The 12,304-nt window shown below is 43.8% G+C and carries 10 protein-coding genes; 5 read left to right on the top strand and 5 right to left on the bottom strand.

The features are described from left to right. From B3763_RS00245 to htpG, 3 genes are all read right to left on the bottom strand, one after another. Nucleotides 1–2,241 (bottom strand): ABC transporter permease (locus tag B3763_RS00245; protein ID WP_286742381.1); only part of this gene is annotated, 2,241 nt, incomplete at its 3' end. A 217-nt stretch (nt 2,242–2,458) separates the two neighbouring features. Further along, nucleotides 2,459–3,430 (bottom strand): TlpA family protein disulfide reductase, encoded by a 972-nt coding sequence (locus B3763_RS00240; protein ID WP_286742378.1) that lies wholly within the window; start codon nt 3,428–3,430, stop codon nt 2,459–2,461. Nucleotides 3,431–3,541: 111 nt separating this feature from the next. Then, the gene (htpG, locus tag B3763_RS00235; protein ID WP_286742376.1) at nt 3,542–5,434 is read right to left on the bottom strand and encodes a molecular chaperone HtpG; all 1,893 of its coding nucleotides are present in this window, start codon (nt 5,432–5,434) and stop codon (nt 3,542–3,544) included. A gap of 198 nt (nt 5,435–5,632) precedes the next feature. Here htpG and B3763_RS00230 point away from each other — a divergent pair, with 198 nt between their 5' ends. Further along, nucleotides 5,633–6,154: an FKBP-type peptidyl-prolyl cis-trans isomerase gene (locus tag B3763_RS00230; RefSeq protein ID WP_286742373.1), complete on the top strand. Its 522-nt coding sequence runs from the start codon at nt 5,633–5,635 to the stop codon at nt 6,152–6,154. Nucleotides 6,155–6,422: 268 nt separating this feature from the next. On the opposite strand, the gene B3763_RS00225 is transcribed toward B3763_RS00230, so the two are convergent. Beyond that, nucleotides 6,423–6,917, bottom strand: coding sequence for a DUF4293 domain-containing protein (locus B3763_RS00225; protein WP_286742369.1), 495 nt, complete (start codon nt 6,915–6,917; stop codon nt 6,423–6,425). A 153-nt stretch (nt 6,918–7,070) separates the two neighbouring features. On the opposite strand from B3763_RS00225, the gene B3763_RS00220 reads away from it, so the two are divergent. From B3763_RS00220 to B3763_RS00205, 4 genes are read left to right on the top strand one after another with little or no spacing between them, the layout of a single operon-like run. Beyond that, entirely contained in the window at nt 7,071–8,270 is a 1,200-nt protein-coding gene (locus B3763_RS00220; protein ID WP_286742367.1) for an acetyl-CoA C-acyltransferase, read from the top strand. Between the two features lie 44 nt (nt 8,271–8,314). Next, nucleotides 8,315–9,058, top strand: coding sequence for a tRNA pseudouridine(38-40) synthase TruA (gene truA / locus B3763_RS00215; protein ID WP_286742365.1), 744 nt, complete (start codon nt 8,315–8,317; stop codon nt 9,056–9,058). Between the two features lie 2 nt (nt 9,059–9,060). Then, nucleotides 9,061–10,839, top strand: coding sequence for an ABC transporter ATP-binding protein (locus B3763_RS00210; RefSeq protein ID WP_286742364.1), 1,779 nt, complete (start codon nt 9,061–9,063; stop codon nt 10,837–10,839). Continuing rightward, nucleotides 10,836–11,363, top strand: a complete 528-nt coding sequence (locus tag B3763_RS00205; RefSeq protein ID WP_286742362.1) for a hypothetical protein — start codon at nt 10,836–10,838, stop codon at nt 11,361–11,363. Before B3763_RS00210 ends, B3763_RS00205 begins: the two co-directional genes overlap by 4 nt. A gap of 82 nt (nt 11,364–11,445) precedes the next feature. Here the strand turns inward: B3763_RS00205 and B3763_RS00200 are convergent. After that, a partial coding sequence (locus B3763_RS00200) for an ABC transporter ATP-binding protein (protein ID WP_286742360.1) occupies nt 11,446–12,304 on the bottom strand: 859 nt, incomplete at its 5' end.

The following is a 12,304-nucleotide window of genomic DNA, read 5'->3' as shown; positions in this document are numbered from 1 at the left end:
TCCCAGTACTTTTCTAATGCCTAGTTCCTTTTTTCTTTGTTCAGCAGCAAAAGCCGAGAGCCCAAATAGACCCAGGCAAGCAATGGTTAAGGCCATTGCGGTAAAGATGTTCAAAACCTGCCCCATTCTCTGCTCTGTTCTAAAGTTTGCCTCAAACATCTGATCCATAAATGAGTATTCGAACGGAATGGCAGCGTCTACTTCCTTCACACTTGCTTCAATGTTCTTAAGGCTACTTTCCAGTGATGCTTTACTGGCTATCGCCCCACCGTTCAACCTAATGGAAAGGTAGTTGTTGCTGTGTTTCCACATGATATCATTTTCCTGATGAATGAGGAGCAATGGGCCTATTTCATAGCGTACACTGTTGTGGTTAAAGTTTTCGACTATACCAATTACCTCAAAGAGCGCCTCATTGCTGTTGGGAAAAGTAATGTATTGGCCTACCGGAGAGTTTTCAGGATTGACGGGATATTCCCACCCCAGAACTTTAACGGCCTCTTCATTCAATATTACTTTGTATTGGTCTGTGCCTCTGGTCTTATCGAAATTTCTGCCTTCCAGAAAATTTAAGCCCAGTAGATCGATATACTCTTCATTACATCTTATTCTGTTGAGTGTCACTGACTCGGTATCCGGGCCATATGCTTTGTACTTGTCTTCGTTCCAAACATTAGGCGGAATAAGGTCAGAAATTCCCACCTGTTCAAAAGCAGGATTGGTAGCAAGCATGGCTTGCAGCGTTTGCTGCTGCTCGTTGGTTAGCATTTCCATATTATGGACTTGCAATATGTTTTCGGTATTGAACCCCAAGTTCATATTCAAAACAAAGTTGAGCTGTTTCTGAACAAAGAAGGTGGCTATAATTAGCGCTACGGAAATAGTGAACTGAACCACTACAAGAGTGTTTCTCAGCACGCTTCCTTTAAAGCCGGAGCTTAATTTTCCTTTGAGTACTTTAATGGGGCTGAAGGAAGAAAGATAGAAGGCCGGATAACTTCCGGCAGCTATGCCCAGTAGTACCACAAAAGCAGCAATTAACCCGATGGCCGCAGGGTTGGTGGCGTATCGATAAAGGCTCAATTCTGTGTTGGCTATCAGGTTGAAAGCATCCAGAGATATTTCGGTAACAACCAGGGCTATTACGGTACTAACCGTAACATAGAGAATTGATTCGAAGATGAACTGCTGAACGAGGGCCCTTTTTTCCGATCCCAATACCTTTCTAATGCCCACTTCCTTAGCTCGGTTTGCCGATTTGGCAGTGGAGAGGTTCATAAAATTAATACTGCAAAGGAGTAAGATAAGGCCACCTACCGCAGAAAAAATCTGGATGTAAAGTATGTTTCCACTGGGGCCAATACGGTTGCCAGATGGCGGGGAGTACAAATAAACCTCACTTAATGGCTGAAGCTCGAGTGTCCAGGTTCTGTCTTTGATGTATTCTACGTAGCTCTGCCCAAAGATATTCTGTATCTCTTGTTCTGCCCATTTTGGAGGAATAGATTGAATCTTGGCTTCCAGTTTATCGATATCTACCCCCTCTGCCACTAGTCCGTAAGTGACAAAGGTGGTCCAAATCCATTGGTGCTGTCTTTGCTCTATATCATCGAAAGAGGCCATGGAAAGCAGCATGTTGAACTGAATATGCGAGTTGGTAGGAATGTCTTCTAATACAGCAGCTACCCTGAAAGCAAAGCTGTCTGTGCCCTGATTTACCAAAAGCGTTTTGCCAATGGCTTCCTCTGTGCCGAAATATTTAGTGGCTGTTTCTTGAGTGATCACCACGTTGCCGGGAACCTCCAAAGCTGTTTCTAAACTTCCCGTCTTGGCTTTAAAGTCGAATATTTCAAAGAAATTCTGTTCGGCCACAAAAGCTCTGCTTTCTGTGAATGAGATGGGATTGCCACCTTCGGGCAGATAGCTAACAGCCATTTCGCCCGGGGTATGCACCCGGGTTACCTCTTTAAATTCGGGAACATCAGCCCTTAGGGCTATGGCTAAGTTAGGACCTGTAGAAGCAAATGGTTCATTCCAATCGCCCCAGATCATGGGCTGGTTCACCCTATAAATTCTTTCTCCTTTGCTATGGAAATTGTCATAGCTATACTGGTTCATGACATATAGCGCAATAATTACCGTGGCGGTAATGCCTATGGTTAGGCCAAGTATATTGAGAATAGCGAATTGCTTGTGGCGAATAGCATTGCGCCAGGCTAGCATGAACATGTTGCGAAGCATGGAATCAAGTTAAAAGTTCACCGACCATTAGCCAAGGAGTATGCCATTTAACCTGTTTCGTCACCCTGAATTTATTTTAAGATTTTAATTGACTGTTAATCAATTGGTTATGCTTTTTAAGTAAGTTCTGAATGACGTTTTAATTCAAGAGATATTACATCTATTGAACCCGTGTATTGTTCTTTCAGGGACGTTGGTGTTCGCTGGCGGTCGGTTGTTAATCCTTAATATACTTAGCAAGCATCTTCTCCAGTCTATCACCCCCAGACCCATACCACGACTCCAGAATTTCGCCATCCGGAGAAATTAAATAGTGCAAAGGCCATCCTTCTACATTATAGAGTTCAAAGATTTCCAACTTGTTCTCTGCCTTCCATAAAACAGGCCAAGGTAGCTTAATGCCTCTTTGTTCTGCCAGCTTGTTCCAGCCTTCAATGGCATTGTCCTGATTGTAGGTGATCACTTGCAAATTATCATACTTGGAGGTTTGCACTTGCATATCGGGATAGCCTGCCCAGCAGGGACCGCAGCCGGTGGAAGCGAAGTCGAGAAGTAAGTATTTACCTCTGTATTGCTTGGTAGAGTAGGTTTTTCCGTGCTGATCTTGTCCTTCAAAGTCTATGATTTGGCCGCCAACTTCTGCTTTTTTCAACCCGGCAGTGTTTATAAATGCGCTCAAGTCGGCCAACAGATCTTTGTGCTTTTCAGGAGCTGAATTATAAACCTGTTTCAATTCTTCCAGGCTGAGTTTTTCAAATCTGAACCTTTGGTTGAATATGTCTAAGGCTACCGGGTTTTCAATATTGGCCAAAGTATTGGTGAGAAAGTCTTTTTCATTTTTAGCATGGGCAATAGAAGAGTAGATGGCATGTGAATTGGAACCAGGTACCTCCAATGACGATGGGAATCCCTTTTTCTTTACAATAACTTCAGTAGCTCCATGCTCTACATAAAACCCTGAATATTTACTTTCAGGGTTAATAACCATACCATAAACCGGCTTAGATAGGTCTATTTCACCTGAATAGATGAGCTCACCATTAGGATTTACTTCAAGCATTTTTCCGTTGATGATGAGTCGGAGTTGGTGATTCTCTCCAAACCCTTCCTGCTTTACAGTGATTTTAGCACTTTGGGAAAAGGCTACGCAGGAGATAAAGAAGAGTAGAATTGAAATTGACCTTTTCATGACCACGTCTTTAAGATTATGATGAACGCTTCTTGAATTTAGTTCTAATTGTAGAAAACAAAAATGCCACACCTGACAAGGTGTGGCATTGAGTTGAATTATATGGCTCTGTTACTTACCCAGTAACTCTGTGCTTCTTTTAATAAAATCGGTTAAGGCTTTGCCTTCTAGTAGACCTTGAGACAACATGGCTAAATCAACCGCTTGCTTGGCAAGACCTTCCTTAGTTTCATCGGCCACCGATTTTAAAATTTTATCGGCCAGTTTATGGTTGCCGTTCACTGTGACATCGTAGGTGTCGGGCATGCTGCCAAACATGTTGAATCCTCCGCCTCCGGTGGCTTGCATTTCCTTCATTCTGCGCATAAACTCAGACATGGTAATGGTTACCGGAGCATCGTCTGGCGAAAGTGCTTCTACTTCTACCTTAAAGTTGTCTTTGCCAATGGCTTTGGTAAAGACTCCTTTTAGACTTTCCTTTTGCTCATCGGTAAGTACCAGTTCGCGCTTTTCGTCTTTGTCGATGAGCTTGTTCAGGTTGTCTGCATCTACCCGTTTAATCTGTGTCTTGTCCAGCTTCATTTCCATATGGTTAATGAAGTGGCTGTCAATTGGCGTGTCGAATACCAAAACATCATAGCCTTTGTCTCGTGCGGCCGCTATAAATGCATCTTGCTTAGCCGGATTGTTGGAGTAAAGCCACACCTTATTCTTGTCTTTGTCGGTTTGGTTGGCCTCTATGTGTTTTTCATACTCCTTTAGGGTGAAATACTTGCCTTCCGTGTTTTTCACAAGAGCAAAGTCGTTGGCCTTGTCATAGAATTTTTCTTCCGAAATCATTCCATACTTAACAAACAGGCCAATGTCGTCCCACTTTTTCTCATACGATTCTCTTTCTTTCTTAAAGAGCTCACCCAGTTTGTCGGCCACCTTTTTGGTAATGTAGGTGTTGATTTTCTTCACGTTGCCGTCAGATTGCAGGTAGCTTCTTGAAACGTTGAGCGGAATGTCAGGAGAATCTATGATTCCGTGCAAGAGCATAAGAAACTCAGGAACCACATCTTTCACCTCATCGGTAATGAAGACCTGACGAGAGTAGAGCTGTATTTTGTTTTTCTGTAGCTCGAAATCGTTTTTGATTTTTGGGAAATAAAGTATTCCGGTGAGCTCAAAGGGGTAGTCTACATTGAGGTGAATCCAGAACAACGGATCTTCCGAGAATGGATAGAGCTCTTTGTAGAACTTCAGGTAGTCATCATCGGTGAGGTCTGAGGGAGACTTGGTCCAAATGGGCTCGGTGTTGTTAATGATGTTGTCTTTTTTAACGGTCTTCCACTTTTTCTTACCGTCTTTGTCTTCACCGTCCTCAATCGAGTCTTCTTTTTCACCGAACTTCACCTCAACCGGCAAGAACTTGGCATACTTGTCGAGTATTTGCTGAATTCTGTGGTCTTCTAAAAACTCTTCGGAGTCTTTATTCACGTGCAGTGTAACGGTGGTTCCTCTTTCTTTTCGCTTTCCTTCTTTAATTTCAAACTCAGCGCTACCATCGCAAATCCACTTAGCAGGAGCCGCTCCATCCTGATAACTCAAGGTATCAATCTCCACCTTATCGGCAACCATAAAGGCCGAGTAAAAACCCAAACCAAACTTACCAATGATCTCTTTGGCATCCCCGGCATCTTTAAATTTTTCAACAAACTCGGTGGCTCCTGAAAATGCGATTTGGTTAATGTATTTCTTGATTTCTTCGGCTGTCATACCAATACCACTATCGCTAATGGTAATGGTCTTTTTCTTTTTGTTCACAGCTACTTCCACCCGGGTTTGTCCCAGCTCTCCCTTGAACTCTCCCAGCGAAGCCAAACGCCTGATTTTTTGTGTAGCATCTACTGCGTTCGATACCAGCTCTCTCAGAAATATTTCATGATCGGAGTATAAGAACTTCTTAATGATGGGAAATATGTTCTCGGTATGTATCGAGATTGTACCTTTCTCTTGCATAACGTTTTGTCAGTTTTTGTTTCAGTCCCCGCAAAATCAAATGCCGTACCAAGCAAAAAAGGGTGACAGGCTGACAGTTTTAAAGTAGCCATAAGGTTTCTGGGCTTGTCGGGTGTTTTGTGGCAAGTCTATTCCAACTCAACGCTTGTAGGCCGTGTCATTGCTAGGGTTGAATAGTAACAGAATAAAATAGAGCCTATGAAATGGATAAAAGGAATAATGGTTACCCTGGTATTGATGGGGGCCATGGCATGCAATGAAGATGTAGAGCCCTATGATGCCGAGGCGCAGCTACAAATAGACGGGGCAAAAATAGATCACCACCTCAGTACTAAAGGACTACAGGCTCAGAAATCGCAGAGCGGCATCCGGTACATCATAACCACCGAAGGAACAGGCGAATTGCCCAAACAGGGAGAAAAGGTGAAGGTGAACTATAAACTATACCGTTTTAGTGGAGAGCTGCTCGATACCAATATTGAGTCATTAGCCAAAGACAAAAACATCTATAATCCGCAAAGAGACTACAAGCCATTGGAGTTTCAGTTGGGCTATGCCGATATTATTCCGGGCTTTCAGCTTTCTACCTATTTGTTAAAAGAAGGTGGTGAGGGAGATTTTTACATTCCATCTGTATTGGCCTATAGAAATGCTGGGGCAGGTAAAATCTACCCTAACGAGAACCTGAACTTTAAGATTGAATTGATAGAGATTAATTAATAGGCAAAAAACGTATCATCTAAAAAGGAGCTTTTGAATATCAGAGGCTCCTTTTTGGTTTTTAAAGCCCTCTGTTTTGAGCCAATTTTAAATGAATTTATAACCAATAAACCATGGATGAACTCTTAACACTAGTAGCCATTGTGGTTTTTTATTCTAGCAATTTTCTTAGTGCTGAAAAGCTTTGTCAACTCCGGTGTGAATGCAAGCGAAGCAATTCTTAGGAAATTGAGAGAGGTTAAGAAAGTAATAGAAAAAGAAAGGTTAGCTACCTGATTCTATCCACACTCTTTACCAGTTTTTCATCTTTGCGGATAAAGCGGTTGGCAATAATATTCATGAACATGGCTCCAGCCGGCAGGTAAAATCCCAGCGAAATGGCTCCCTGCCCTTCAATTAGACCCTCATACTGATAAATTTTATAGTAGCTAAGTCCAAGAGTAGCGGCCATTATCAGGGCATTTAAAGCCCCCAGTTTCATTTGGTTCAGTCTATTTTTAAACTGCAAAATTGAAAATATGGCTACCAGCGAGGCGGCAATGGTTAGCGCCATCAAATACCAGGTAGAGTCTTCTCTTACAATGGTGTCGTCAGAAAAATCGTTCAGCGTGCCTGCGGTGTCTACTACTTTCATTTTCAATGTGGTAAGTATAGCCACAGTTTGGTTATCGGCAGTTTTTTCTCCCCACAAATAGTAGATATTGGTCATTCCCATTAAGATGGCTACACCTAGCAAAAAGAGTGTTTGTATACGCTGAATCATGATTTCTTGATTTGGGTGCAAATATAGTAAACCGATTTACGATTGGGAGTGTTAGATGTACGATTTAAGGTCGTGCCTTTTTCAGCTTGGTCTAAATTCGGTTAATTCGCATATCAATTCGAAATTCAAACATCCTAATTCATATAGCTCACCATGGAATCAGCATATATAGTCGATATAGTAAGAACACCCATTGGAAAATTCGGAGGCTCATTGGCCAGTGTTCGGCCCGATGACCTGGCAGCGCATGTCATTAAGGCGCTGGTAGACCGAAACCCATCGTTCGACATATCTCTCATAGAAGATGTGATTTTTGGAGCCGCCAATCAGGCCGGAGAAGATAATCGGAACGTAGCCCGTATGGCTGCATTGCTGGCTGGTCTACCCCTTGAGGTGGGTGGAGTAACAGTTAACCGCCTGTGTGCCTCGGGTCTTCAGTCTATTATGGATGCTAGCAGAGGCCTGCTTTTGGGTGAAGGACAGGCCTATATTGCCGGAGGTGTAGAAAGCATGACACGTGCCCCCTTTGTCATGGGCAAGTCGGAAACAGCCTACGGCAGAAATGCCGAAATATACGATACCTCTATTGGCTGGAGGTTTATAAACCCCAAATTGGCCAAGTTGCATTACCCTTTTGCCATGGGAGAAACAGCCGAAAATGTGGCTGAGCAATGGGGGATTAGCCGCGAAGCACAAGATGAGTTCTCGCACGGCTCTCAATTAAAATACCAGGCGGCATACGAAGCCGGAAAGTTTGCTCAGGAAATTGTGCCGGTAGAAGTGCCACAACGAAAGTCCGACCCGATTGTGTTTGCCAAAGATGAACAGCCCAGGCTTTCTTCGTTGGAAAAATTGGCCGGTTTGCGACCAGCGTTCAAAGAAGGCGGTACGGTGACAGCCGGAAATGCATCGGGAATTAATGATGGTGCGGCCGCAGCATTGATGGTCAACGAAGCCACACTAAAGCAGTTTAACCTTAAGCCAATGGCCAGGGTAGCCGCGGTGGCTATTGCCGGTGTTTCGCCACATATAATGGGTATCGGGCCCATTCCGGCTACACAAAAAGCATTGAAGCGAGCTGGGTTAACCGTAAACGATCTGGATTTAATTGAGTTGAATGAGGCTTTTGCAGCACAATCTATTCCCTGCATGCAAGAGCTGGGCTTAGATCCTGAAAAGGTCAATGTAAATGGAGGGTCAATTGCTATTGGACACCCTCTGGGGGCCAGCGGAACAAGAATTTCAGCTACCCTGCTGCATGAAATGCAGAAGAGAAATAATGTAAAATACGGACTGGCCACCATGTGTATTGGAGTAGGGCAGGGAGCCGCTATTATTTACGAAAAGTGTTAACCACAAAGAGTAAGAGGCGCTGTTAGGCTGCCGATAGAAGAGCATTGAGATACTTTCTTGAACTTTCTTACCATGGTGCAAACTACCATGGCTGGCAACGCCAGCAAAACGCCCATTCTGTTCAGCAGGAAATAGAAGAAGGGCTAACCAGAATACTGGGTCAGGAAACAGTCATTACAGGCAGTGGCCGAACCGATGCAGGTGTTCATGCCCATTTTCAGGTAGCGCATTTCGATACGTCTTCTCAGCTACCGCCCGATCAGCTCGCCTATAAACTAAATGCTGTTTTGCCGGATGACATAGCCATTGCCGCTTGTCGGTTGGTTAGAGAAGATGCCCATGCACGATTCGATGCCGAAGTGAGGGGGTACCACTATTTTATTCATCAGAAAAAGAATCCTTTTCTACGAGGACAAAGCTATTTTTATTCTCGTCCGCTCGATGTAGACTTAATGAACGAGGCGGCTCATCAGCTATTGGGTCGGCAGGATTTTGAAAGTTTTAGCCGTGTAAAAACAGAAGTGAATCATTTTGAATGCGAGGTATTTAAAGCCTTGTGGTATTTTCAGAACGATCAATTGGTTTTTAACGTTAGGGCAAACAGGTTTTTACGCGGAATGGTAAGGGCACTGGTGGGTACCTTGCTCGAAGTAGGTAGAAAGAAACTTACCATAGAAGATTTTGTTAGTATCATTGCAGCGAAAAACCGCACAAAGGCTGGTAAAGCAGCTCCTCCGCATGGACTATACCTTTCGGAGGTAAACTATCCAAACCATATCTATTTGTAGCATTGGAAAAAGATCAGGCCAAGGTAAAAAGTGGAAATGTTGTAGACTTTAAGGTGCTTAAGCGCCTGTTTCAGTATGCACAGCCCTACATTAAGCAGTTCTATTTACTGGTTTTTCTAACCGTATTTCTGGCCATTCTCACGCCCATCAGGCCCATGATTGTGCAAAGGGCTATTGATAATTATGTACCCAATGGCGACTACGATGGTTTGGTGTTTATGATCACCATTCTTATTGGTCACCTTATTGTGTTGGCCATTGTGCAGTATTCACATACCTACTTATCTGGCTGGGTAGGGCAGGTAATCATTAAAGATATCCGCGTAAAGCTATACAATCACCTCATCAGGCTAAAACTAAAGTTTTTCGATAAAACACCTATTGGCCGGCTGGTTACGCGAAATGTGTCAGATATAGAAACACTTTCCAATGTATTTAGCGAGGGTCTGGCCGCACTTATCGGAGACCTGTTGCAATTGGTGTTCCTTATAGGGTTTATGTTTTATCTCGATTGGCGCCTAACCCTGGTTAGCCTTTCCACATTGCCCTTACTGATTTTTAGCACCTATGTTTTCAAAGAGAAGATCAAAGTTACTTTCAATGAGGTGCGCAATGCCGTGTCCAATCTCAACTCCTTTGTGCAAGAGCATGTAACAGGAATGAATATAGTGCAGATATTTAATGCCGAAAAGCGCGAAATGGATAAGTTCAAAACCATTAATGCCGAGCATCGAAAGGCCCATATTCGTTCTGTGCTATACTATTCTATTTACTTTCCGGTGGCCGAAATTATTCAGGCTATTGCCATAGGAATGGCCGTTTGGTACGGAGCCAGAGGCATATTGGTCAACACCAGTGCCGGACCTGGGGTTATCATTGCTTTCATTATGTACATTCAGATGTTCTTTAGACCCATACGTATGATTGCCGACCGCTTCAATACACTGCAAATGGGTATTGTTAGCTCCAACCGAATTTTCGATTTGCTCGATAATAATGAGCACATGACCAATGAAGGGGCACATGCTCCCAGAGAGATTCGGGGAGAGGTAAGCTTTAGGAATGTATGGTTTGCATACAATGACGAAGATTATGTATTGAAAGACATCTCTTTTGAGGTGAAAGAGGGCGAAACCGTAGCCCTGGTTGGTGCCACCGGAGCCGGAAAGTCTTCTGTGATTAACCTGCTTTCGCGCTTCTATGAAATAAACAAAGGCGAAATTGCCATTGATGGCGTCAACCTGGAAGAATATGACCTGAGTGCGCTGAGGAGCCATATTGGGGTTGTTCAACAAGACGTTTTTCTCTTTTCAGACACCATAAGACAGAACATTACGCTCGGTAACCCCGATATAAGCGATGCCAAGATTGCCGAAGCGGCTGATTTGGTTGGGGTTAAGAAAATAATTGAAAGGCTACCCGGAGGCTACGATTACAATGTGATGGAAAGAGGTTCTACCCTCTCTGTAGGGCAAAGACAGCTTATTTCCTTTGTTAGGGCAATGGTTTATGACCCCAAAATAATTGTGCTAGACGAAGCCACATCTTCTGTAGATACTGAGACGGAAGAGATGATTCAACGGGCCATAGAGGTGCTAATGAAAGGTCGCACAGCCATAGTTATTGCTCACCGATTATCGACCATTCAGGGTGCCGATAAAATTATTGTACTCGATAAAGGTGAGATTAAAGAAATTGGTAAACATCAGGAACTATTAGATAAAGGTGGGTTCTATGCCCGCCTGTATAATATGCAATACAAAGAGGTAGTTAGGCCATGAATAGAAAAACAAAGATTGTAATTGGGTTAGTTGCTTTTTTAGCGGTTGTTTCACTCTATCTATACCTTGGAGGGCTCAATTCAGTAGAATATAGCGTAGAGTCTGTAGCCGATTACCATCTGGTAGGAACCCCCTTTAAGGGCGAGGGCGACAGCCCGGAGATAGAGGCTGCCTTTGTTGAAGCAAGAGGTTATGTGGAGTCGGGCAGCATATCCGGAATACTCACCATAGTACACTATCAGGATACTACCCTTGCCGAAGACGAGTTGAAAATGTTTATTGGGGTGAAGCTAAACGAAGGGGCCTCAGACATTCCGGAGCACTATCAGCGAATGACCATCCCTGCCACAAATGCGGTGCGGGCTTCCATTAGTGCCCATAATGTGGTTATGCCCAGCCCCTCTACAATTGAAGGAAATATTAAAGCTACAGCAAAAGACAATGGGCTGGAGCTTCAGAATTTTACCGTGGAGCAGTACGTGTCAGAAAACCTGTTGCTAATCGATATGCCGGTTAAACAGTAACAAGCAAAATGCTCCGGAGAGTGGGGTATAGCCTACCAAAAGCCTCAGGTCACGAGTTTATCGGGTTTGCATGGCCAATGGCCTATTCAACCGATTCTTTTTCTTTAAGCTGCTTATCGTAAAGCTCTTTATAAACGCCATTCAATGCCAGTAAAGACTCATTTGTGCCTTGCTCTATGATTTTGCCATCGTCTAGCACAATGATCTTATCGGCCAGCTTGGCTGAAGATACCCTGTGAGAAATGATTACCGTAGTTCGCCCCTTCATTATACGCGAAAGGCTGTTCAAGATGGTGTTTTCAGTATTGGTGTCAACGGCCGAGAGGGCATCGTCTAAGATGAGAATCTTTGGGTTACGCACTATGGCTCTGGCAATGGATGCCCGCTGCTTTTGCCCACCGGAAAGGGTTATGCCTCGCTCCCCCAACATGGTTTGCAACCCTTTCGGAAAGTCCGTTATGTTATCGTACAAATCAGCATCCTTGGCCGCCTGCACCACCTGCTCGTAGCTAATACTGTTACTGCCAAAAGCAATGTTGTTCTGAATAGTGTCAGAAAACAGGAATACATCTTGCGGAACATAGCCCATTTGATCGCGCATATTGGAAATGTTGTACGCCCTAATGTCCTTCCCATCTATGGTAATAGATCCTGATGAGCTATCGTACAAACGCAGCATCAGGTTGGCAATGGTGCTTTTTCCTGACCCCGTAGTGCCAATAATAGCGATAGATTGTCCCGCTTTTACATCGAACGAAACGTTTTGCAATGCCCGGATACCCGAGTCAGGATATACAAAGCTCACATTATCGAAGCTTACATCTCCCTTAATGTCGCGTTGGAGGTTTTCGGTACTTTGAATGTGGTTGGTTTCCTGCAAAAACTGATTGATTCGTTTTTGTGATGCAGCAGCCCGCTGATTAATGCTGGTTATCCAACCG

Source organism: Roseivirga sp. UBA1976, assembly GCF_002336325.1.
Taxonomy (GTDB): Bacteria; Bacteroidota; Bacteroidia; order Cytophagales; family Cyclobacteriaceae; genus Roseivirga; species Roseivirga thermotolerans.
The sequence above is the reverse complement of the archived record's forward strand: the minus strand, read 5'-3'. Positions and strand labels throughout refer to the sequence as shown.